Raw genomic sequence first — 23,826 nt, forward strand, 5'->3', positions numbered from 1 at the left:
TGTAGTACCGGGCGCCCGGCAGCGCCACCCCGGACACGGAAGAGGCTGTCCCCGCAGGGACGGCCTCTTCCGTGTCTCCGGGCAGGAGAACAGGCAGCAGCACGGACCGCGACTACGCCGTGAACACCGCGTCGAGGACGTTCTTCGCCCAGTCGAGGATCTCGGCGTCGACGAGGTCCCTGCCACCGATCCGCGCGGTCTTCGGCTTGGGCACGAGCACGGCGTTCAGCGCCGGCTTGATCGCCGCCCCGGGGTACATCCGCGTGAGGCGCATCTGCTTGGACTCGGGCAGCTCGGCGGGGGCGAACTTGATGAAGTTCCCCTGCAGCGCCACGTCCGTGAGGCCGAGCGCGCGGGCGGCAACCCGGAAGCGGGCCACGGACACCAGGTTCTGGACGGCTGCGGGCGGCTCCCCGTAACGGTCCTTCAGCTCGGCGACGACGGCGTCGATCGCCTCGTCGGTGACGGCGGCGGCGAGCTTCCGGTACGCCTCCAGACGCAGCCGCTCCCCCGGCACGTAGTCGTGCGGCAGGTGCGCGTTGACCGGCAGCTCGATCTTCATCTCCGCCGCCTTCTCCTCGGCCTCGCCCCGGAAATTGGCGACGGCCTCCCCGACGAGGCGGATGTAGAGGTCGAAGCCGACGCCCTGGATGTGGCCGGACTGCTCACCCCCCAGCAGGTTGCCCGCGCCGCGGATCTCGAGGTCCTTCATGGCCAGCTGCATGCCCGCGCCGAGCTCGTTGTGGGCCGCGACGGCCTTGAGCCGCTCGAGGGCCACTTCACCGAGTGGCTTCTCGGACGGGTACAGGAAGTACGCGTAGGCCCGCTCGCGCCCACGGCCCACGCGGCCGCGGAGCTGATGGAGCTGCGACAGCCCGTAGGAGTCGGCGCGATCGACGATGAGGGTGTTGGCGTTGGAGATGTCCAGGCCGGTCTCGATGATGGTGGTGCAGACGAGGACGTCGAACCGCTTCTCCCAGAAGTCGACGATGATCTGCTCGAGGCGCGACTCCGTCATCTGGCCGTGCGCCACGGCCACGCGCGCCTCGGGCACCAGCTCCTTGAGGTGTGCCGCCGTGCGGTCGATCGAGGAGACGCGGTTGTGCACGAAGAACACCTGGCCCTCCCGCATCAGTTCGCGCCGGATGGCCGCCGACGCCTGCTTGTCCGTGTAGGGGCCCACGTACGTGAGCACGGGGTGGCGCTCCTCCGGCGGCGTCGCGAGCGTCGAGGTCTCGCGGATGCCCGTGAGTGACATCTCGAGCGTGCGCGGGATCGGCGTCGCGCTCATCGCCAGGACGTCCACGTTGGTGCGCATCTTCTTCAGCGCTTCCTTGTGCTCCACGCCGAACCGCTGCTCCTCGTCGACGATCACGAGCCCGAGGTCCTTGAAGGAGACCTCCTTGGACAGCAGCCGGTGGGTACCGATCACGACGTCGACGGCACCCGAGGTCAGGCCCTCCGCCGTCTCACGCGACTCCTTCGCGGTCTGGAACCGCGACAGCGCGCGGACCCGCACCGGGAAGCCCGAGAAACGCTCGGAGAACGTCTCGAAGTGCTGCTGGACCAGCAGCGTCGTGGGCACGAGCACGGCGACCTGCTTGCCGTCCTGCACGGCCTTGAACGCCGCGCGCACCGCGATCTCGGTCTTGCCGTAGCCGACGTCACCCGAGACGAGACGGTCCATCGGGACCTCGCGCTCCATGTCGGCCTTGACCTCGTTGATCGTGGTCAGCTGGTCGGGGGTCTCGACGTAGGGGAACGCCTCCTCGAGCTCGCGCTGCCAGGGCGTGTCGGGTCCGAACGCGTGGCCCCGTGAGGCCATGCGCGCCGAGTAGAGGCGGATGAGCTCGCCGGCGATCTCCTTGACCGCCTTGCGCGCCTGGTTCTTGGTCTTGCTCCAGTCCGAGCCGCCCATCTTGCTGAGGGCCGGGGCGTCGCCCCCGACGTAGCGCGTCACCTGGTCGAGCTGGTCCGTGGGCACGAAGAGGCGGTCCCCCGGTGCTCCGCGCTTGGACGGCGCGTACTCGAGGACGAGGTACTCGCGGGTGGTGCGGGTGGGGCCGGCGCCCGTGGAGCGCTGCAGGAGTTCGACGAACTTCGCCACGCCGTGCTGCTCGTGGACGACGAAGTCACCCTCCTTGAGCTGCAGGGGGTCGACGGCGTTCCGGCGGCGCGAGGGCATCTTGCGCATGTCGCGCGTACCCGCGGCGCTCGTCCGTCCGAGCAGGTCGGCCTCGGTGAGGAGGCCCAGCTTGAGCCCGTCCACCACGAAGCCGCGGCCCGCGCAGGCCGTGGTGATCTCGATGATGCCCGCCTGCGGGGGTCCGTCGAGCGCATCGACCCGGCTAGCCGGGATGTCGTTGTCGTGAAAGAGCTCGGCGAGGCGCTGGGCCGGGCCGGGGCCCTCCGTGGCGACGACGACGCGCCACTGGTCGCGCACGCGGCCGCCGATGAAGTCCATCATCTCGGCGACGTCACCCTGGTAGCCGCGCGGTTCGCGCGCGTGCAGGGAGAAGCTGTCGACATCGCTCAGCTCCTCGTCCGCACCGAAGCTCGTGATGCCCCACCAGGCGACCGAGTTCGCGAGCGCCGTCGAGCGGGTGTCGGTGAGGGAGCGGAAGCTCGCCTCCTGCAGGTCGGTGCCGAGGCGGCCGCCGAGGTCCAGCGGGGCCGCGCCGCCGTCGGATGCCGTGGCCCACGCGGCTGCGAGGAATTCCTCGTTGGTGGCGGCGAGGTCGTGGGCGCGGGCGCGGACCTTCTCGGGTTCCATGACGACGGCGATCGACCCGGGTGGCAGCTCGCCCGCGAACGGCACCATCGCATCGACCAGCACCGGAGCGAGGGATTCCATGCCCTCGACGGCGATGCCGCCGGCGATCTTCTCGAGCATCGATGCCGCGGCCGGCAGCTCGGACTGCAGTGTCGCGGCCCGCGACATGACGGACGGGGTGATGAGGATCTCGCGGCACGGCGGGGCGTACAGGGCGGCAGGAGGCTCCCCCGTGGTGAGGGATCGCTGGTCGGCGACGGCGAACCAGCGCATTTGGTCCACCTCGTCACCGAAGAAGTCGACGCGGATCGGGTGGTCCTCGGTGGGCGGGAAGACGTCGATGATGCCGCCGCGCACGGCGAACTCGCCGCGGTGCGTGACCATGTCCACCCGGGCGTACGCGGCGTCGGAGAGGGCCTTCACGACGTGGGAGAAGGCCACCTCGTCGCCGACCTTCAGCGCCACGGGCTCCAGGTCGCCGAGTCCGGCGACGAGCGGCTGGAGGACGGCGCGGATCGGTGCGGTGATGACCAGAACGGGCGAGCCCTCCGGGTGGGCGAGCCGGCGCAGGACGGACAGGCGGCGTCCGACGGTGTCTGAGCGCGGCGAGAGCCGTTCATGCGGCAGCGTCTCCCAGGAGGGGAACTCCTCGATGGCGCTCTCGGGCAGGTAGCTGCGCAGCGCCGCAGCGAGGTCCTCCGCCTCCCGCCCCGTGGCCGTGATCGCGAGGACCACCGGCACCGCTGCGTCGCCGGTGGAACCGGAGCTTACCGAGGCGAGGCCCTCGACCATCTCGGCGATCAGCGGGGCGCGCATGCCGGCGGGCGCCCCGATCTGCAGGTCCGCGCTGCGCTGCTCCACCGGCCGGGAGGCATTGGTCCGTACGCGCGCGTAGGACGCATCCTCGGCAAGCGCCGTGCGCAATCCGTTCAGGCTCATGGTGTTCCAGGCTCCTCATGCATGGGTTCCACCGCCCCCTGCCGCGGTTCGACGGCGGCGGAGACAGCACAAAAGCCCGGAAAGACGAATCGTTCCCGGGATGATTCCACAGTACCAAGCCGTCCTGACGCTTTCCCGACGACCGGGAGGGCCCCGGCACGGCCGACCGGCCAGGCCGTAGGATTGCGGAAGACCCTGCCCACCGCCCTGCGCACCCGCGCGACCATTCCTGGAGGAACCTTGGCACTGAACGCGTCCACCACGCTCCCCTACGACACCGCTACCGTGCTCGGAGTCTTCACCGACGAGGGCTTCGTGCGCCACATGAGCGAGTACGTCGGAGGCTCCCTGGAATCCCTCACGCTCGACGGCGACACCGCCGGGGCGTTCACGCTGACCGCCGTCCGCACCATGCCCACCCACCGGCTGCCGGACATGGCCCGGAAGTTCGTCGGAGAGACCCTCTCCGTCACGCAGACCGAGCACTGGGATGCACCGGCGGCCGACGGCTCGCGCCGGGCGACGCTCGAGATGACGGTCGCAGGAGTCCCGCTGAACGTCGCCGCGGTCCAGCGGCTGATCGCCCAGGGCACGGACACCGTAGTGGACCTCCAGGGCAACGTCACCTCGTCCATCCCCTTCCTGGGCGGGAAGATCGCCGGCGCGGCCGAGCCCATGATCGGCAAGGCACTCAACGTGCAGGCGGTCGAGGCCCGTAAGTGGCTCGAGAGCCGCTGACCGCCCGAGCCCCGGACACGTCGTCCTCCCCGCAGCACCGTTCCGCCCACCGAAAGACATGACCGTGCACCTGCCCACACCCCTCGCCCTGATCCTGATCCTCGCCGGCGTCTGGACCCTGATCGTCTGGCCACCCTTCCTGCGCCGCATCCTCAAGGATCCGAGGGCCCGGGACGAGAAGGGCGCAGCCACGCGGTTCCTGACCGTGCACATCATGCTCATCTCGACGTCGATGATCCTGGGAGCGGCCACCGCGGTGATCGGCGTCCGGGCCCTTCTCGCCTGAGGCACCGCCGCTCGCACCACATCCGCCCCACCCAGGAGACCGATGGCACACGAGAACCCGAAGGCGTCCGGCGCCCATCCCGTGATCCTGCAGCGCTCCAGCTATCCGGAGTACCTGCGCATCACCGAGATCCTCCGCAAGGAGACGGTGGGCGGGATCCTGCTGCTGATCGCGAGCGCCATCGCCATCGTCTGGGCCAACTCCCCGTTCTCGGAGTCCTACTTCGCCGTCCGTGATCTGGAGTTCGGCTACGAGCCGTGGCACCTGAAGCTGTCCGTCGGTGCCTGGGCCTCGGACGGCCTCCTGGCCGTGTTCTTCTTCCTCACCGGGCTCGAGCTCAAGCGCGAATTCGTCGCCGGCGACCTGCGCCGGATCAGCCGGGCCATCGTGCCCGTCGCCGCCGCATTCGGCGGGGTCGTCGTCCCCGCCCTCGTCTACACGGTCGTGAACCTGTCCTCGCCGGACACCCTGCGCGGCTGGGCGATCCCCACCGCGACGGACATCGCCTTCGCCCTGGCCGTCCTCGCCGTCATCGGCTCCCACCTGCCCGGCGCCCTGCGGATCTTCCTGCTGACCCTCGCCGTGGTCGATGACCTCATCGCGATCGCGATCATCGCGTTCTTCTACTCCGAGGACGTCCACCTGACCTTCCTGCTGTGGATGATCCTCCCCCTGGGACTGTTCGCGCTCCTCGCCCAGCGCAGACCCCGGTTCTTCGGCAGCACCACGCGTGGCCCGTGGCTGGTCCTCCTGCCGCTGGGCATCATCACCTGGGCCCTGATGCATGCCTCCGGTGTCCACGCCACCGTCGCCGGGGTACTGCTCGGTTTCTGCGTGCCCGTGCTGCGGAAGTCCGGCGGTAAGCCGGCCCTGCCCCGACCGGGCAAGCCCGGACTCGCCGAGGTCCTCGAGCATCGGTTCCGTCCCCTGTCCACCGGTTTCGCCGTGCCGGTCTTCGCGTTCTTCTCGGCGGGCGTCGCGATCGGCGGGGCGGAGGGTTTCGCGTCGGCCCTCACCGACCCGGTCCTCATCGGCATCGTGCTGGGCCTGGTCCTGGGCAAGCCCGTCGGGATCATGCTGACCACGTTCCTCGTCACCAAGACCACCAGGGCGAATCTCGACCCTGGCCTGAGTTGGTGGGACCTGTTCGGCGTCGGCCTCCTCGCGGGCGTGGGCTTCACCGTCTCCCTGCTCGTCAACGACCTCAGCTTCGGCTCCGGCACGGAGCACGACGACCATGCGAAGGTCGCCATCCTCACCGCGTCCCTCACCGCGGCCCTGCTCTCCAGCGTGGTGCTCAGGACCCGCAACCGCCACTACCGCCGCATCGAGGAACAGGAGACCGTCGACACCGACCACGACGGCGTCCCCGACCTCTTCGAGGACCGCGAGGACTAGGATCCTGCCATGGCCGATCGGGGGAAGGCAGCTCGGAGCGGGGACCTGACGGAGTCCGGCCGGGTCACCGTACGGAAGCGGCACGGCCAGCGCATCATCCTGAGTGAACTCGCGCTGACCGTCACGTTCACGCTCTGCGTGGCGCTCGGACTCCTCGAGCGGGACGATCTGGCATCGGCCGAGGCCTTCCTCGCCGGCTGGGCCCTCAACGTGCTCGTCCTGGTGCTCTGCTGCGTTGTGCCCTGGTTCCGTATCCCGAACAGGTGGGTCATCCTCGTCCCCCTGGCGGACTTCGTGGCGGTCGGACTCGCGCGTGCAGCGGCCGGCGAGAGCCTCTCCGGCGTGGGACTCCTGGCAGCATTCCCCGTGGTCTGGATCGCGGCCTCCCGGGTGCGGACCGTGACGGCAGCCTCGGTGACCGTCGTCGCCTCCCTCGCGATCGTCTGGCTCCCCCTGCTGCTCCAGCCCGCACCGGTGGCCCTCGACTCCTTCATCCAGCCGATCCTGCTGCCCATCATGCTCACGGGCCTGGCACTGTTCGTCAGTGCCCTCACCAAGGACAACCGGCGGCGGCAGGAAGCACTGCGTGCGTCGCAGGCAGCGCTGCGCGAGAGCGTCGAGGCCGGCCGGCGGCGCGAGCGCCTGCTGGGAACCGTGCTGGACACCGTCAGCGTGGGACTCCTCGCCGTGGATGCGGACGGCCACGACATCCTGATGAACGCCCGGCAGCGGGAAGCACACTCCGGGGCGGCCCCCGACGGCAACGACGATCCGAACGAGGCGGAGCTCCTCATCTTCGGTCCGGACCGCGTGACGCCCATCCCGCCGGAGGACCGTCCCGTGGCCCGCGCCATCAGGGGCGAGGATCTCGAATCCGAGCAGGTCTGGGTGGGTCCTCCCCGCTCCCAGCGGGCCCTCAGCATCTTCTCGCACTCCATGTACGACGACGACGGTGGGTTCGCGGGGACGGTGGTGTCCTTCAACGACGTGACGGAACTGGTGCTCGCGCTCCAGGCGAAGGACGACTTCCTCTCGAACGTCTCGCACGAGTTCCGGACTCCGCTGACCTCCATCCTCGGGTACCTCGAGCTGAGCCTCGAACTCGGCGAGTCCCTGCCGGAGGATGTCACCGGGTACATCGAGGTGGCGCGGCGCAACGCCGTGCGGCTCGAGCAGCTGGTCGAGGACCTGCTGGCCATCAACGCGGGCACCTTCGAGGTCCACCCCGTGACGACCGACATCGGCAGGACCCTCGCCGAGGCGGCGTCGTCCGCCTACGTGCGCGCCTCCCGCGCGGGACTGCATCTCGTCAACCACGCGCCGTCGTCGCTGAAAGCCGTGGTGGATCCCATCCGGCTCGCCCAGGCCGTGGACAATCTGCTCACCAACGCCATCAAGTACAACAGGCGGGGCGGCAGCATCACACTGGGCGCATCGCTGGACGACGACGGCGTGCGGGTGGAGGTCGCGGACACGGGCATCGGGATCGAGGCCGCGGAGCTGCACCAGGTGTTCGACCGCTTCTTCCGCTCGCCCTCGGTCCGTACCTCGGCGGTGCCGGGCGTGGGACTCGGCCTGCTGATCACCAAGAGCATCGTCAGCGAGCACGGCGGATCCATCACCGTCACGAGCGAACCCGGACAGGGGACGTGCTTCACGATGCTCCTGCCCCAACCCGGTCAGGGAACGGCCGGGAGTCCGGGCTAGGCGTTGGCGGCCAGGAGCGATTCCTCGAGCGCGACCCACGCGAGCATGGCGCACTTGACCCTCGCGGGGAAACGGGAGACACCGGAGAATGCCGCGGCGTCGCCGAGCACCTCCTCGTCGGCCTCGATCCGGCCACGCGAGCGCATCACCTCGCGGAACGAGTCCACGAGGGAGATCACCTCGTCCCGCGGCAGTCCCTGCGCCAGATCGGTGAGGACGGAGGCCGAGGCCATGGAGATGGCACAGCCGGCCCCGTCCCAGCTCACGGACATCACCGTGCCGTCGGCCACCCCTGCCCGGAGGGTGATCTCGTCACCGCACACCGGATTCAGCTGGTGGGACTCCCCCGACCGGCCCGCGCCGTCGTACTCGCGGAGCGGGGAACCGTGCCGCGCCTTCGCGTGGTCGAGGATGATCTGCTGGTACAGCTGTTCGAGGCCGGTGCTCATTCAGGATGCTCCAAAGAAGGGACGGACCTGCGCGACGGCGTCCAGGAACGCGTCCACCTCGTCCGTCGTGTTGTAGAGGTACGTGCTGGCGCGCGTGGTCGCCGTGAGGCCGAACCGCCGATGGAGCGGTTGGGCACAGTGGTGCCCCACCCGGACGGCGATGCCCTTGTCGTCGAGGAACTGACCGACGTCGTGCGCGTGCACACCGTCGACGTCGAACGCGGCCAGTCCGATGCGCGGCAGGCCCGCGCCCGGACCCAGCACACGGATGCCGTCGATGGAGCCGAGGCCTTCGACGAGCCTGGCTCCGAGGGTTCCCTCCCATGCCTCGATCCGTCGCATGCCGGTCTCCGCGAGGTAGTTCGCCGCGGCACCGAGGGCGATGGCCTGCGAGATGCGCTGCGTACCCGCCTCGAAGCGGTTCGGCGACGGGAGGTATTCGGCCCGCTCCATCGTCACCGTGGTGATCATGGAGCCGCCGGTCAGGAAGGGCGGCATGGCGTCGAGCAGCTCGGCGCGCCCGTAGAGCGCGCCGATCCCGGTCGGCCCGAGCATCTTGTGGCCGGAGAACACCAGGAAGTCGACGTCGAGGGCCTTCACGTCCACGGGCAGGTGCGGCACCGACTGGCACGCGTCGAGCAGGGTGAGCGCCCCCACGGACCGGGCGAGCTGGACGAGCTCACGGACCGGATTGATGGTGCCGAGGACGTTCGAGGCATGCGAGAACGCGACGAGCCTCGTCGCGGGGGTGATCACCGCAGCGGCGTCCTCCAGCCGGAGCGTCCCGTCGTCACCGACCGGGAGGAAGTGGAGCTCGGCCCCGGTGCGGGCGGCGAGCTCCTGCCACGGGACGAGATTGGCGTGGTGCTCCATCTCGGTGACGACGATGCGGTCGCCCGGGCCCACGGCGAAGCGCCGCGCCGCCGCGCCGCCCCGTCCGAGGGCTGCATTGGACATCGCGTAGGCCACGAGATTGATACCCTCGGTCGCGTTCGAGGTCCAGACGAGCTCACCGGCGCGGGCGCCGACGAACCGGGCGACGGCGGCACGGGCGTCCTCGTAGGCATCGGTCGCCTCGACCGCGAGGGTGTGGGCACCGCGGTGGACAGCCGCGTTGCGCTGCTCGTAGAACTCCTGCTCCGCCTCCATCACGCTCACGGGATTCTGGGAGGTGGCGCCGGAGTCGAGGTAGACGAGCGGCCGGCCGTTGACCTCGGTGCCGAGGATCGGGAAGTCGTTGCGGATGCGGTGGACCTCGGCATCGGTCAGCCCGGCATCGGACGGGGTGAGTGTGACGGGTGTTTCAACCACGGGCACGTCGAGCTCCTCGGATCGGGTATCTCCTGCGGCAATTACGCAAGGATTCTCTGCCCTAATCGTCCCACCTCGGGGCCCGTTGGGGCATCCCAGTGCTACCTAACTACGGAGCCCCTGACGTGTGCGGCATCAGGAGTCCCCCGACTCCACGATCGACGCGACGACCTCGTCCCGGTACTTGCCCGGCGCGTGATGCTCCTGCGCTCGGAGCCTGTCCAGGACGGCGAGCCCGCTCCACCGGGCCCAGTCGTCGACGATCGCCTCGATGGCCGATGCGAGCCGACCGACGTCGTCCGGTTCGACGAAATGGACGCTGCCGAACCCGTCCCCCGCCTCGAGCAGTCCGGGCATCGCGGAGACGACAGCGGGACGGGCCGCGAGCATGGCCTCGACCACGGTGTTCCCGAACGACTCGTCGAGCCGCGCCGGGATCAGGACGATGTCGGCGTCGTCGAGCGATGCCCAGACGTCCTCGCGGAAGCCCACCATCCGCACGGAGTCCTGCAGTCCCGTGCGCTGGATCCTGTCCTCGAGCTCGCGTGCGTAGTCCTCGTTGCCGCCGAACACCGCCCCCACGACGTCCAGGCGAGCCACCCGCCCCCTGCGCCTCAGTTCGTCCACGGCGTCGATCGCGACATCCACGCCCTTGCGGTGCGAGATCCGACCGAAGTAGATGAGCCGGACGGGGTCGGAGAGCTCCTCCCGGGGGCGCCTCACGGACGCGGGTCCGGCGACGCCGTTGTACACGACCTGCGCCCGGGCGGCCGTGCGCGGCAAGGACTGGCCCAAGACCTTCACGGTGTACCGGCTGTTGGCGATCAGTTCCGACGAGAAGAGGAGCGGCAGGGCCAGGAGGTGCCGGATGATCGGACGCACATGGCCCTCCGCCTCGTGGATGTGGACCAGGACCCGGCATCCGGCCAGGCGCGCGATGATGGGCCACCAGGGAATGCTGAGCGTGCTCACGTAGACGATGTCCGGCCGGTTCCGGGCGAGGAACACGGAGATCCGGACGATGGACTGCGCACTCCCCGCGACCAGCGACAGGACCCCCCTCGCGGAGAGGAGACTCTTCCGCAGCACGAGGCTCGGCACGATCACCGGGACCGCGTGTCGGGCACTCACACGGGCCAGGAGCGGTCCGTCGTTCGGCACGACGACGACGACGTCCGCACCCGAGGTGGACAGCCCCTCGAGGGTCTCGAGCATCATCCTGTCCGAGCCGTAGAGGTCCGCCGAGGGATGAGCGATGACGATCTTCTGTCCGGTCAAGTCCATGGGAGCCTTCGCTAGCAGTGTCGGGGACGACCCGGCGTCGTCGGGAACGGGTCCCTCGGCCGGTGGTCCTCATGATAAGCCGACTGACCGGCGCGGGCAGGGGGTCCTCCCGGTGACGAGCAGGAGGGGAACCCGGCTCCGCGTTCCCCTGAGCCGCTCCACAGGCTAGTCTGGGATGGCGGCGGTCACATCGACCATGGTCCGTTCCATCCGTCACGTCGGATGCCGAGAGGGAATTCATGATGGAGCAGAATGGCCCACTCCGTGGCCGCCGGCTCAGTTACCGAGCCGTCGCTCTCGGTTCGATCGTGCTGGTGTCAGCGTGCGTGGCTCCATCGGCACAGGACCCGTCGGGAACCGGCCCGGTCGTCGCCGGTGCGGCGGGCAGCAACGCCTCCTCGTCCACCATGCGGACGGTAGCCCGATCCGACAGTTTCTTCGCGCAGTCGCTCGGGGACCGGCCAGGTGTATCGACGCCTGCAGTGGCGTCGGCATCCGCGGTGGTCGAAGACCGCTCCACGGCGGGCGCCGCACCTGTGGGCACAACCTCCTACGCCGTGCCCGACGGCGCACTCTTCGTTGCCGGCAACGGCAACGACGACGCCCGCGGGACACAGGACGCCCCGCTGAAGACGATCAAGGCCGCCATCTCCGAAGCCCGCAGCGGACAGACCATCGTCCTCCGGGGCGGTTCGTACCCCGAGTCGGTGAAGATCCCCACGACCAAGCAGATCATCCTCCAGGCCTTCCCCCAGGAAGAGGTGTGGCTCGAGGGGAGTGTCCCGGTGTTCGACTTCGAGCAGGACGGGTCCGCGTTCGTGGCGGACGGCTGGACTGCCGAGTTCGACGCGAGTCCGACGTATTCGTGGGGCAACGAGGACGGTACGACGCCGGGCTGGACGTTCGTGGATGCCGAGCATCCCATGGCCTCCCATCCGGACCAGGTGTGGATCGACGGTACCGCGCAGCGCCAGGTAGGGTCCCTCGGCGAACTGGGCGCTGACTCCTTCTATGTCGACTACGACAGTGATCGGCTGTTCCTCGGCTCGGACCCGGCCGGCAAGGATGTCCGAGCGAGTTCCCTCGCCAAGGCCATCTCCATCCAGTCCGAGGGGTCGGCGATCAAGGGCATCGGTGTCCGCCGCTTCTCCCAGTCGGTGCCGCACATGGCCGCCGTGACCGTCGAGAGCAGTGACATCTCGATCGAGAACGTCGTCATCGAGCAGACGTCCACGACCGGACTCGCAGTGTCCGGCACGGACGCCCGTCTCGAGGGCATCACACTCACGCAGAACGGCATGCTGGGCGCGTCCGCCACCTATGCGGACGGACTGTCAGCGATCAACCTCAAGGTGACGGAGAACAATACCGAGGGCTTCAATCATTCTCCGGCCGCTGGCGGCGTCAAGATCGGCAGGACCCGGACCGTGGAGGTCCAGGACAGCATCTTCTCGGCCAATGACGGTACGGGACTCTGGTTCGACGAATCGGTGTTCGACCTCACGGCGTCGGGGAACGAGATCGTGGGGAACAGGGGGCATGGGCTGTCCGTCGAGATCTCCGCCCGTGCCGTCCTCGCGAACAACGTCATCGCCCGGAACGAGGGGCATGGCCTGAAGATCAACAACACCAGCGATGTCGAGGTGTGGAACAACTCGTTCATCAGCAACGGGCGTCCCATCAACATCGTCCAGGACACACGGCGTGCCTCGGACCGGAGCACACCCGGGCACGACCCGCGCCAGGCGTTCCCCGATCCGTCGATGACCTGGATCAACGGACCGATCGCTGTCCGGAACAACGTGATCACGGGCACCACGGCGAACTGCCTGCTGTGCGTCGAGGACTATGCGCACCAGATGACGGCAGAAGCCATGGCGGTGACGACATCGGGCAACGTCTTCCACCGATCCTCAGGGTCGAGTCCGGCCTGGCTCGTGATCTGGTCGCGCGGCAGTGCGGACCCGGCTGTCTTCACCACCCTCGGGCGATTCAGGAACGCGACCGGACAGGCGAAGCACGACATGGAACTCACCGGCGACGCCATCGCGGATCCGATGACGTTCCGCGTGAGCGACACCGTGCGGTCGGCCGTCGTCGCCCAGCCCCTCCCCGATCGGATCGCGGGTCTGCTACGCGTCCCCTCAGGGAGTCTGCTGGTAGGACCTGTCGACGACTGAAGTCCCTGGAACTGCGGGGACCCTCGGCGACTCCTCACCCTCTGCGCTCCCGCCCGGCTGCGGGACGAACGTCGACGCGAGAGCGATGAACACCATGAAGGTGACGCTGGCGTCGAGCAGTCCCGTCTCCAGGAACGACCTGATGAGGATGAAGACGAGGAGTGCGACGGGCAGCGCGTTCCTCCGTCCGCCCCTGATGTTGGTCACCAGGACCACGGTGACGAGGACGGCGAGGACAGCAGTGCCCACGAGTCCCGTCTGGGCGAGGGCGGAAATCCAGCTGGAGTCCAGGACCTGGTCGTTCCAGTACTGGCCCTGCACGTGCACGGTCTTTACCGAGAGTCCTGCGCCGACCCACTTCTGGAGGGACTCGAAGGGAGTCTGCAGCACGACCTGCCACGCGATCGTGCGTGAGTTGAGGGTGAAGTTGGAGGCGCTTCCCTCCCTGTTGAGCAGCGAGCCGAAGAACGTGGTGTACACGGCGACGGCGAACAGCGCCGGAACGGCCGCGGCGAGGACGACGGCGACGTACCGCTGGATCGTGCGGACGCTCACGATGAGGACGACGCAGGCTATCGCGAGGCCGAGCAGCGCCGTCCGGGACTGGGTCGCGACGCATGCGAGAGTGAAGAAGCACGCCGCGATGACGGCGCCGATCGTGGCACGACCGGAGATGACCCGCTGGATCGCGGCGAGTGCGGGAATGGCGCAGAGGACGATGAGTCCGTTCGGGCTGATCGGGAGGAGAGCACCTTCCAGGCGACCGCCGGACGCGATGGTACCGACACCGGTGATCGCGAGCACCGCTCCAACGATCCCGATGGCGACGACCAGGTGCATGAGCACCTCGTCCCGCGGGAAAGCGGACACCATCAGCACCATGGTGACGGCGAGGAGCACGATCCGCACGGCAAGGACCGCGGAAGCGGTGGTGCCCCCGGCCTGGAGCGCCCCGATCATCGACACCGCCAGCACGCCGAGGACCGCCAGCAGCGGTCCCCCGGCGACGGGGTGGGCCACGGGTGACGCCCGCTTCAGGAGCAGCGCCATCCCGAGGGCCACGCCCTGGAGTGCTGCCTTGGCGATGACGACGCTGTCGAAGGACCCCTCGAAGTAGACTCCCTTCCGCCACGCCGTGACACTGACGATCAGGACGATCCAGATGAGGACGGCGCTCGCTGTGCGGGCCCTCGACTCACCCACGGCCGGCGGTCCGGACCTTCAGGTGGGCACGCCCTGATGCGCGACCCCCTGACCGCCGCGGTCCGCCGAGGAGCACCAGGCCGAGCGGCTCGACGCCCACCGCCTGGAGTTCCCGCACGGAGTCCTCCAGGTCTGCGGCCGGGGTGCCCCACGACACCAGCACCAGCACTGCCTCGGCGACGGGCGCGACGGTCCACGTGGTCAGCGGGTGCGAGTCGTAGGAGGTCTTGACGAGCGTCACATCGAAGGCATCGTCCAGCTCCTTGAGGGTACTCGCACCCTGCCGCGCCGCCCTCGAGCGGCTGATCCTGTCGGAGGAGGTACCGATGGGGATCCGGTAGGTACCGGCATCGGTGGCGGTGAGGACGTCGTTCAGTGTGGCCTCACCGACGAGCACGTCCGAGAAGCCGAGTTCGGCATCGGCGCCGTCGGACCGCACCTTCGGCCGGGTGGCATCGATGACACAGGTGAGTGCACCGGAATCCCCGATGAGGCCGGCGAACTGCTTCCCGAACGCTTCCTGGGCATCGTTGCGCTGTCCCACCGACGTCACCATGAGGAGCTTGGGCAACTGCCCACCGCGCTTGATCAGGAGTGAGGTCATCAACTCCCGGTACTGGAGCGCTGTCTCCTGAGCGAGGACGCCGGAGCTGCGGGATGCACCTCCGGCGACGGCTCCCAGCACCTCCACGTCGACCGAGCGGGGCAGATCCCCGCTGCTGCGGATCCTCCGGTGCCCGGCCCCCAGGACGACCGCGGCGATGAGCCCCGCGGTGAGTCCGACCAGCAGACCCATCGCCAGGTTGAGGACGGTGTTGGGGGTGGAGGCCGAAGTGGGGGCGTCGGCGGGCGTGGTGACGAAGGCCTCCACCGCCGCATTCCTCGTCGTGTCCCCGCCCTCCAGCTGACGGATGACATCGCGCAGGTTGGAGGCCACCGAGTTGGCGAGGGCGGCTGCCTCCTCCGCCGTGCCGGCCGAGGCCGTGACGTTCACGTAGACCGTCTCGGGCGGGTTGCTCGCGCTGACCTTCTCCCTGATCTCCGCCAGGGTCATGGACGAGTCCAGTTCCTGCAGGACCGGCGTGAGGACCTGGGGACTGTTGACCAGGTCCGGGTAGGACTTCACGCGCTGCAGGACGAACTGCGAGTTCTCGAAGCTGGAGCTGGCCTCCGAATCGGCTCGGATGAAGAGGTCCGCCTTCGCCTCGTAGGTGCGGTCGGCGAGTCCCGAGGCGATGCCCGCGAGCAGCAGGCCGACCAGGGTCGAGACGAGGATCAGGACCCACCGGCGGCGGAAGATGCGCCCGTATTCGTTCAGCTCCACGTCTTCACCTCCCGGTACCACTTCGGCAGGGCCAGGACCAGGAACGCGGCGTTCGCGAGCATGAGCAGGCTGTACGCACCCACGAAGACGGCGGGGAAGAGCAACAGGACGAACAGGACGCACAACAGGCCGAAGTCCGTCGGCAGGACGGCGAGGGAATACAGGGCCGAGGACGTCGCCGGCTCCGCGACCGTCGTGCTGCTGCTGGTGCGGCGGGCCCGCCTCAACTGGTCCATCAGGAGCGACGAGAAGAAGTGCACCGTCGCGAGCACCTGGAACACGATCGGCACGATCAACCATGCGGTCTCGAGATCGAGGTAGCGCCACCAGCAGATGAGGACGCAGAGGTGCAGGCTCCCCTCCTTGAAGGCATCCACGGTGTGGTCCAGCCACTCCCCGGCCGCGGATCCCGTTCCGGTCAGGCGCGCGAGCTGGCCGTCCGCCGAGTCCAGCGCGTAGCCCAGGACCAGCAGCGTGGTCACCAGGAGGGCGGTGCCTGTCGTCGGATCCGTCAGGATCAGCAGCGCCAGCCCGGAGAAGGTGGCGATGGCGCTGATGAGCGTGACCTGGTTGGGGGTGAGACCGCGGGAGTACGCTGCCGCCGCAAAGACCCTTCCCAGTCTCCTGTTGATGTATCTCGAGTAGGCAGGTGCCCCCTTCGACGTCTTCTGTGCACTGGCGAGAGAGTTCAGTGCTTCTCGGAAATCCAATTGCGCCCCAGGTCGCATTGTCATGACGGTCCTTCTCATTCTGCGGACTCCGAAATGCAGTCCGATCGATTAGTGCCGGATACTACTAGGCCCAGCCGCTACTGGCGCGCCTCCCCCACCCACAGGTCGTCATAGCGGACGACCACCGGAGCGTTCGTCGCCGATCCGGAGAGGTAGGACGTGAAGCCGATCCGCCCCGCCTTCTGGAAATCGACGGCCGTATCGCTCGTGGAGAGCTGCCAGCTCGCGGGTTCGGCGGTGCCCGCCGCCCACACCTTCATGCGGATGACCGTCGGCGCGGTACCGACCGCCTGGGCCCGGACCATCAGCTCCTTCCCCGGCGCGTAGTTCAGCGAGGAGATGACGGTCTGGTTCACGAGGATCGTGTCCTTCCGCAGCAGGAAGGCCGTGACCGATCCGTTCGGCTGGAACTGCAGTTTCGCCGTGTAGGCACCTGCGCCGGTCACATCGCGCAGCAGGAACGACTGGTGCACGCCTCCTCCGGTGGCCGCCTTGTCGACCGAGATGCTCGCGCGGACCTCGGTGTCGGTGGACGAGACGGAGTTCAGGTAGGCCGAGGGGCCGGCTCCGGCGGAGCCCATCCGGAGCTGCCCCTTGCCGTTCGCCACGGAGAAGTTGGAGAGGGTGCCGGAGTAGGAGTACGCCCCACCGGTGTCCGCGCTTCCCCAGCCCGAGGCGAGGATCCGTGAGAAGGCGTCGCCGGCGAGGATGCGTGGCTCCGTGACCGCTTTCTCGACGAGGAGCCGCTGCTCGGAACGGGTCTCCCCGCCGTCCTCGTCGCGGACGACGAGCGCCACCGTGTAGGTACCCGCAGCAGCATAGGTGTGGGTGGCGGTCCGGCCGCTCGCCGTCGTGCCGTCCCCGAACGCCCAGCTGTAGGTGAGCGCCGGCGATTCCAGGTCCTTAGACGCGGTGGCGTCCACCGACAGGTCCAGCCCAGACACCACCGGCGTGAAGGAGCTGGTCGGGAGGCTGTTGGCGACCGTGACCGTCCTGCTGGTGGAGGCCGTGCGGCCCGCGGCGTCGGTCACCGTCAGGACGACGACGAACGTGCCGTCCTCGGTGTACCGGTGGCCGGCCGTCGCGCCGGCCGCGGTCGTCCCGTCGCCGAAGTCCCAGGCGTGGGCGACGACGGTCCCGCCGGAGGTGCCGGCGTCGGCAGAGAGCAGCCTGCCCTGCGTCGTCGCCTCGAAGGCCGCGACCAGCTGGGGCGATACCGACACGGTCTGGGTCGTCGACGCCGTGGCGCCTCGCACGTCGGTCACGGTCAACACGACCTCGTAGGTTCCTGCCGCCCGGTAGGCGTGGGAGGGTGAGACACCCGTGGCGGTCGTACCGTCACCGAAGGACCATGCGTAGGTGGTCACGGCCCCGTTCGGGCTCGAGCTTCCCGCGCCGCTGAACGTCGCGGTGAGATCGTCGGTCCGCGCCGTGAAGGAGGCTGTCGGGCTGGCCGGCGGTGCGACCTGCACCGTGACCGTCCTCGTCACCGTTGCCGATGCACCATCGCTGTCCGTCACCGTGAGCGTCACGTCGTAGGATCCCGCTGAGGCGTAGCCGTGCTGGGCGGTGCGTCCGGTGGCGGTCGCCCCGTCCCCGAACGTCCAGGCGTAGGCCGTGATGGTGCCGTCCGTGTCGGCGGCTTCCGAACCGTCCACCTGGACGAGCAGGTCCGCCGTCGTGACCTGGAAACCGGCCGTCGGTGACTGGTTGGTCTTCGTGACGTCGATCGTCGATGCGAAGCCGCCCGTCCCACCCTTGTCGTCCGTGACGGTCAGCGTGACATCGTACGAACCGGCCGCGGCGTACCGATGATCGGCGACCGCACCGGATCCGGTGGAACCGTCCCCGAAGTCCCAGCTGTAGGAGCGGACCGTCCCGTCGACATCCGTCGAGCCGGTTCCGTCGAAGCGCGCGTCCAGTCCCGAACTCGTTCCCTCGAACGTGGCCGTCGGCACCGCGTTGCTCACCTGGACCTGGCGCTCGAGGCTGGTACGGCCACCGCGGTCGTCGACGACGACCAGCGTCACGGGATAGGTGCCGTCCCGGCCGAACAGGTGGGTCGCCGCCGCTCCCTCCGCCGTCGCACCGTCACCGAAGTCCCAGCTGTACGACGCGATCGAGCCGTCGGCATCGGTGGAGCCGGAGGCGTCGAACCCGACGGACAGACCGGCCTGCGTGGCCTGGACGTCCGCGACGGGCAGGGCGTTCGGCGCGCTGGCCGACACCGTCCTGGTGGTGGTCGCCTTCCCGCCGCGGTTGTCCGTCACGGTCAGCGACACCTCGTACGCACCGGCCTTCGGATAGGCGTGCTGCACCCGGGCCCCCTCCGCGGTGGTGCCGTCCCCGAAGGACCAGGTCCACCCGGTGATCGTGCCGTCGGGGTCGGTGCTGCCACCGCCGTCGAGCACGACGTTGAGGTCGTCGACCTCCGAGGTGAAGGCGGACACCGGGAGCTGGTTCGCGGGGACGACGATGTCGTAGTGTGCCTTCACCCGCTCCTGGGTCAACTCCCGGGAGTACACCGCGACCTCGTCGATGGAGCCCTCGAAGAAGGCGCTGCTGGAGCCCCAGGTCCTGTCCCCCCCGATGCGCCAGTAACCGGTGTAGGACTGCGCGCCCGTCTGGGGATTCGTCCCGACCAGTGCTCCGTCGACGTACAGCTTCATCCCCTGCGGTGACTGGCTGGCGACGACGTGGTGCCACGTGTCGTCGTTGTAGGCCAGCGGCGTCTGGATCGAATTCGTCTGGCCCGTGTACGTCCCGAAGATCAGCTTCCCCGAATCCTCCATGTAGACGTGCCGGTCGTAGCTCCCGGACAGGCCCGTGTCGGCATTGCCGAAGCCGATGATCTTCCCGCCGCGGGAGGTGTCCGTCCTGAACCAGGCCTCTATGCTGTAGACGCGCGGGTTGGCCTCGGACTTCGTCGCAGCCGTCATGCCGCTGGTTCCGTCGAAGGCGAACGCCTTGGTGGCGACCCCCTTCACGACGCCCGCGGCCTCGCGGGTGACGTTGCCGCTCACCAGGCCGTCGGTCCGCGAGGTGGAGGAATCGACAGCGTTCCCCGAACCCGAGTCGTCGAGGCGCCAGAACAGGGCCGGATCGTCCGCATCGACCGCTTTGCCGTAGGCATCAGTGGGCGGCGCAGGCACTGCCGCGGTCCTGCCGCTGGCGGTGAAGTGATCGAGCACCACGCGACGGTCCAGGACGGCAGGGTAGAGCGCCACTTCGTCGATGTCACCGGCGAACCGGCTGGAGCTGGGCGCGTTCGGCCACCCGTTCACCGTGTCCCCGCCGATCCTCCACTGACCCTTGTAGGCCTGCCCGGCGGTGACGTCGGCCCGTGCCGCCTCGCGCAGCCCGTCGACGTACAGCGTCATGCCGTCCGTGCCCATCGACGCCGTGATCAGGTGCCACTTGCCGTCGTTGTACGCTCCGGTGGTGCGGAGGGTCGACGTCGCACCGTTGTACACGCCGAACGTGATGCGGCCGTCGTTCGACATGTAGACGTGCCGGTCGTAGCTGCCGGAATCACCGGTCTTCGCGTTGCCGAACCCGATGATCTTGCCTCCCGTCGTCGACTCGGTGCGGACCCACGCCTCGACCGTGAAGGTGTTCGGGCCCGCCTCGACCGTCCGGGTCGCGCCGAACGCGCCGGCGGTCCCGTCGAATCGGGTGGCCGTCGTCGACGGCATCGAGCCGTCCACCCCGCGGGTCAGCCCCGTGCCGGCGACCGCATCGTTGAAGCCGATGTTGTCGACGAAGGAGCTGCCGGACTGTTCGTTCAGCGGGAAGTACGCCGAAGCACCGTCCTTCGCGATGAGGTCGGCATAGGCACTGCGGGTTCCCGTTCCCACCGTCACGGGATCCGACCTCGGACCGATGTACTCGTTGCCGGCCGCATCCTTGACCCGGACCCGGTAGGTGTGGGTCGCTCCGGCGGTGCGCGTTGTGTCAAAGAACCCCAGCGTCTTGACCTTCCACCAGCTCGAGGCCTCGGTGATCGTCGTAATCGCGGTCAGGCTGTTGTCCCGCAGGAGTTCGTAGGTGAGCTTCTCGTCGTCGTAGTCCCAGGTGGTGGGCCACGCGACGCGTACTGCACCGGCTTCCAGGGAGACGGCGGTCGGCTTCAGGGCCGTCGTGTACTCCGGACGGACCTTGTTCGGCGCTACCGCCTTCGACCCGAAGACCGCGAGACCCTGCTGGGCCACGCCGTTGACGGTGGTGAATTCCCCGCCGACGACGATCTTCGTCCCGTTGTTGTCCATGGCCCAGCCACCCTGGAACTGGTTGGTGTAGAACCCCGTGTTGATCGACGGGTACCAGTGGAGCTGGGTGGGCACGGGCTGGCCCGAGTACGAGCTGTTGCTGCCCGGCGGCGCCTGGTCGGTTCCCGTCGCGTAGATCGTATTGCCCATGAGCCGGCGCCAGATCGTCGGGTTCTCCTCCGGGAAACTCCCGACGGAGGCGCAGTCGTGCGCGTGGGAGACGAAGTACATGATCTCGCCCATCACCGAGACGTCACTCGTGGACCCGTAGCAGTTGTCGAGCCAGACGAGGTCACCCGTCGCGAAGTCGGCGGCGAAGCGCCCGTCGAACCAGTGCCCTCCGTCTCCGTTGGCTCCTGCGTAGACGACGCCGTCCCGGAGGATCATCTGCGTCACCCAGGAGGAACTCGTGCCTGCCGCCGCAGGGATGGGGGTGCTGGACCACGCCTGGCTGGCTCCGCTGACGCCGTCGACCGCTCCGATACCGATCGTGCGTGCACCGTTCAGCTCCTGGAACCGTCCCCCCAGGACGATGCGGCTGTTGTCCTGCGCCGCCACGATCGACTGCACCATCCCATTCGCAGCAGGAGCCCAGGGCAGCAGCGCACCGGTGGTCCGGGCGACGGCTGCCACGTTCGATCGTGCGCTCCCGCCGGCGGTCGCGAAGGAGCCGCCGAAGAAGACCCGGTCCGCTGTCACCGCGATGCCGTACACACTTCCCGAGGCGGACGACCTGAAGGTGGCGTCGAGTGCACCCGTGGCCGTCGTGAAGGAGGCGATCTTGCTCCGGGCCTGGCCGCTGACCGTGGTGAAGTCACCTCCGACGAAGAGCTGCCTGCGGTCGCTCGTCAGTTCGATGACGCGCGCCTGGGCGTTCAGGTTCGGGTTCCACGACAGGATCGCTCCCGTGTCGATGTTGAAGGCCATGGCGTTGTTGCGCACCACTTCTCCCGCACCTCCGGCCGGCACTCCCGCCGGGCGCGCCCGGGTAAAGCTGCCGACAGCGTACGCCGTGTTGCCGTCGACCGCGGTCGACCAGACCACTCCGTTGATCTGCGGCGCCACCAGGAGGTCGGCACTGACCGTCGCGGGAAGCGATGCAGGAGTGGCGGCACCCGCTGGTTCCTCCGCCAGGGCGGGCGCCGCGGAGAAGGACGCGGCGAGGACCACGGTCACGGAGATCGTCGCGATCGCCCTCGCCAGTCGGGACACGAGCCAGGGGCGGGACGAACTCGGGCGTGTTGTCGTGGGTTCAGACATGCGTCTCAAACCGCCTTTTCTGCGGAGCGGAGGATGGGGTGGAGGACGTGACGCGCCTGGGTCGAAGGACGACCAGGCGAAGACAGACGGCGCCGATCAGGGAGCCGATGGCACAGCACAGGGGTGCGAGGACGAAGGTGTCCGACAGCGCGACGGCCACGACGGCGAGGGCCAGCGACAGGGCGCTCTCGCCCAGACGGACGCCGAACACCGTGGCTGCCTTGCCCCGTACCGCGGCCAGTGAGCCGTAGGGGATGCTCACACCGATACCCAGGGAGAGGCACAACCAGCCGGTCACGGCGAGTGGATCCGGCATCCGCCCCGTGAGCAGGGGCCCGGCCACGGGCAGCAGCAGCAGTGCGCCGGCCGAACCGACGATGGCCAGGACGACGAGTGCGGTCACCGCCCGGTCGGCCCGGTGGACGAGTTCCTGCAGCGGCTTGGACGAATCCCGCGCGTAGGAGGAGAAGAGGAAGGATGACAGGCCGCCGATGAGGAGGAGGGCCGGGGCGGCGTACACCCTCGCGACCTCCAGTTCGCCCGCTGCGGCAAGGCCGACGAACAGGATCACCACGAACCGGATTCCCGCCAGCAACGCGGGCCGCAGGCTCTGCTGCGCGGCCCGCCAGCTCCCGAATGCTGCCACCTGTCGGAGGGAGGATCTCCGCATCGACACGAGGTACCGCTCGGACCTGGGGAGCAGGAGCACCCCGGCGAGCGCTCCGGCCGTTTGTCCCACCAGGACCGAGACGACGAAATCGAGGAGGTGCAGGCCGTCGCCGGCAGCGGCGAGGAGACTCAGGGCCGTGCCGAGGATCATCGCGAGGTCGACCAGCGTGACGCGCCCGAACCTGAGGTCGACCATCAGCAGGCGCCGGATGATCTCCTCGCTGACGAAGGCGAACCCTGCGAGGCCCACGACGAGCGATTGTGCGGGACCGGTGACGCCGACGAGGAGACCGGCCACCGCGATGAGCCCTGCGGCGAGGCCGGCCAGGAGCAGGAACCACGCCTGGAGCGCTCCCCGGATGCTGGACGCGCCGCGGTCCAGGACCGTCAGGCTGTCTCCGACGAAGCCGCTGACCAGTCCGGACCCGAGGACGAAGAAGCCGTACAGGAGGCTGAAGAGACCGACGTCGGCCAGGTCCATGGTCCTGCTGGCGACCAGGATCAGCAGCATGCTGCCGACGGCCTGGGTGCACGGGGCGAGCGCCGCCAGCCCCGCCGGCAGCAAGCGCCGGATGCGAGCTCTCACTGGAAGGCGCCGTCGAACGTGGCGACCGCGTGCTCGTCGTCGACGTCGAGGTAGAACGTCCCCGTGGTGGTGTCGGCGCCGACCTGGAACGCGTAGGTCCCCGTTCTCGTCTCACCCGGAGCAAGCGTCCCGAAGAGATCCGAGACGCCGTCGACGTCGTAGGTCGGAGCAGCGGGGACCGGCTCCTCGCCGGTCATGAGGGTGGCCACCACCGTGTTCAGGTCCACGGCGTCCGCCGACCCGTTCCGGAGCTCGACCTCGATGGTGACGTAGGCTGCCCCGGCGATGGCGCCGGCTCCGGTGGCCGTGATGGTCCCCCGGGAGAATCCCCCCGTCGTCGCCTCCAGCCCGTCGTCCCAGGACGCCTCCTCCGCGAAGGACACGGGGTCGACCTCCGCTCCGCGGGTCGCTGCCCCGCCTCCACGGCTCACCTCCGGTGCACCAGCGGACGCCGGCTCGAACGCCGGTCCACCGGCCGGCCCACCGGATTCGCCGGGGTCGGGGCCGGGTTTCGGGTCCGCCGGACTCGCCGACGCCGATGCCTTCGGACCGGCCGATTCCACCGCCGTCCCGCTGGTCCCGGCAGCGTCGCTGCAACCGGCCGTGAAGACGATGACAGCGACGAGGAGGGACGCGCTCGCGGCCCGCCATGGGAGCGACCTGGCACGTCCGTGGGTCAGGTGTCGGTTGTTCATATGAGACCAATCGTCAGTACGTCCG

15 protein-coding genes are annotated in these 23,826 nt (G+C 69.0%); 5 read left to right on the forward strand and 10 right to left on the reverse strand.

Annotated elements, in window-relative coordinates:
- Nucleotides 1–112: 112 nt before the first annotated feature.
- Complete coding sequence (gene mfd, locus ACX80L_RS05570; RefSeq protein ID WP_459288238.1) at nucleotides 113–3,712, reverse strand: transcription-repair coupling factor; 3,600 nt, start codon at nucleotides 3,710–3,712, stop codon at nucleotides 113–115.
- Between the two features lie 240 nt (nucleotides 3,713–3,952).
- Between mfd and ACX80L_RS05575 the strand changes: the two genes are divergently transcribed.
- Genes ACX80L_RS05575 through ACX80L_RS05590 form a run of 4 tightly spaced genes read left to right on the forward strand, consistent with a single transcriptional unit; the run spans nucleotide 3,953 to nucleotide 7,841 of the window.
- Nucleotides 3,953–4,450, forward strand: a complete 498-nt coding sequence (locus tag ACX80L_RS05575; protein WP_133082061.1) for a DUF2505 family protein — start codon at nucleotides 3,953–3,955, stop codon at nucleotides 4,448–4,450.
- 58 nt (nucleotides 4,451–4,508) lie between these two features.
- On the forward strand, nucleotides 4,509–4,736 hold the full coding sequence (locus ACX80L_RS05580; protein ID WP_133082060.1) for an SCO4848 family membrane protein: 228 nt from the start codon (nucleotides 4,509–4,511) through the stop codon (nucleotides 4,734–4,736).
- A 42-nt stretch (nucleotides 4,737–4,778) separates the two neighbouring features.
- A complete protein-coding gene (gene nhaA / locus ACX80L_RS05585; protein ID WP_459288241.1) occupies nucleotides 4,779–6,134 on the forward strand; it encodes a Na+/H+ antiporter NhaA in 1,356 nt (451 codons plus the stop codon).
- A gap of 9 nt (nucleotides 6,135–6,143) precedes the next feature.
- Complete coding sequence (locus ACX80L_RS05590; RefSeq protein WP_459288242.1) at nucleotides 6,144–7,841, forward strand: sensor histidine kinase; 1,698 nt, start codon at nucleotides 6,144–6,146, stop codon at nucleotides 7,839–7,841.
- On the opposite strand, the gene sufU is transcribed toward ACX80L_RS05590, so the two are convergent.
- From sufU to ACX80L_RS05605, 3 genes are all read right to left on the reverse strand, one after another.
- A complete protein-coding gene (sufU, locus tag ACX80L_RS05595; RefSeq protein WP_133082057.1) occupies nucleotides 7,838–8,290 on the reverse strand; it encodes a Fe-S cluster assembly sulfur transfer protein SufU in 453 nt (150 codons plus the stop codon). The two genes, ACX80L_RS05590 and sufU, sit on opposite strands and share 4 nt — an antisense overlap.
- Nucleotides 8,291–9,607: an aminotransferase class V-fold PLP-dependent enzyme gene (locus tag ACX80L_RS05600; RefSeq protein ID WP_459269258.1), complete on the reverse strand. Its 1,317-nt coding sequence runs from the start codon at nucleotides 9,605–9,607 to the stop codon at nucleotides 8,291–8,293.
- A gap of 129 nt (nucleotides 9,608–9,736) precedes the next feature.
- Nucleotides 9,737–10,885: a glycosyltransferase family 4 protein gene (locus tag ACX80L_RS05605; protein WP_459288244.1), complete on the reverse strand. Its 1,149-nt coding sequence runs from the start codon at nucleotides 10,883–10,885 to the stop codon at nucleotides 9,737–9,739.
- A gap of 326 nt (nucleotides 10,886–11,211) precedes the next feature.
- On the opposite strand from ACX80L_RS05605, the gene ACX80L_RS05610 reads away from it, so the two are divergent.
- Nucleotides 11,212–13,065: a right-handed parallel beta-helix repeat-containing protein gene (locus ACX80L_RS05610; RefSeq protein ID WP_459288246.1), complete on the forward strand. Its 1,854-nt coding sequence runs from the start codon at nucleotides 11,212–11,214 to the stop codon at nucleotides 13,063–13,065.
- Here ACX80L_RS05610 and ACX80L_RS05615 read toward each other — a convergent pair.
- From ACX80L_RS05615 to ACX80L_RS05640, 6 genes are all read right to left on the reverse strand, one after another.
- The gene (locus tag ACX80L_RS05615; RefSeq protein ID WP_133082054.1) at nucleotides 13,030–14,268 is read right to left on the reverse strand and encodes an O-antigen ligase family protein; all 1,239 of its coding nucleotides are present in this window, start codon (nucleotides 14,266–14,268) and stop codon (nucleotides 13,030–13,032) included. The two genes, ACX80L_RS05610 and ACX80L_RS05615, sit on opposite strands and share 36 nt — an antisense overlap.
- On the reverse strand, nucleotides 14,261–15,592 hold the full coding sequence (locus ACX80L_RS05620; protein WP_459288248.1) for a Wzz/FepE/Etk N-terminal domain-containing protein: 1,332 nt from the start codon (nucleotides 15,590–15,592) through the stop codon (nucleotides 14,261–14,263). The genes ACX80L_RS05615 and ACX80L_RS05620 overlap by 8 nt, the downstream gene beginning before the upstream one ends.
- Complete coding sequence (locus tag ACX80L_RS05625; RefSeq protein WP_133082052.1) at nucleotides 15,583–16,326, reverse strand: CDP-alcohol phosphatidyltransferase family protein; 744 nt, start codon at nucleotides 16,324–16,326, stop codon at nucleotides 15,583–15,585. Before ACX80L_RS05625 ends, ACX80L_RS05620 begins: the two co-directional genes overlap by 10 nt.
- Nucleotides 16,327–16,400: 74 nt before the next feature.
- A complete protein-coding gene (locus ACX80L_RS05630; RefSeq protein ID WP_459288250.1) occupies nucleotides 16,401–21,851 on the reverse strand; it encodes a PKD domain-containing protein in 5,451 nt (1,816 codons plus the stop codon).
- Nucleotides 21,844–23,106: a hypothetical protein gene (locus tag ACX80L_RS05635; RefSeq protein ID WP_459288252.1), complete on the reverse strand. Its 1,263-nt coding sequence runs from the start codon at nucleotides 23,104–23,106 to the stop codon at nucleotides 21,844–21,846. Before ACX80L_RS05635 ends, ACX80L_RS05630 begins: the two co-directional genes overlap by 8 nt.
- Entirely contained in the window at nucleotides 23,103–23,801 is a 699-nt protein-coding gene (locus ACX80L_RS05640; RefSeq protein ID WP_459288254.1) for a DUF4352 domain-containing protein, read from the reverse strand. The genes ACX80L_RS05635 and ACX80L_RS05640 overlap by 4 nt, the downstream gene beginning before the upstream one ends.
- Between the last annotated feature and the right edge of the window lie 25 nt (nucleotides 23,802–23,826).

This window comes from Arthrobacter sp. MDT1-48-3 (assembly GCF_054511015.1).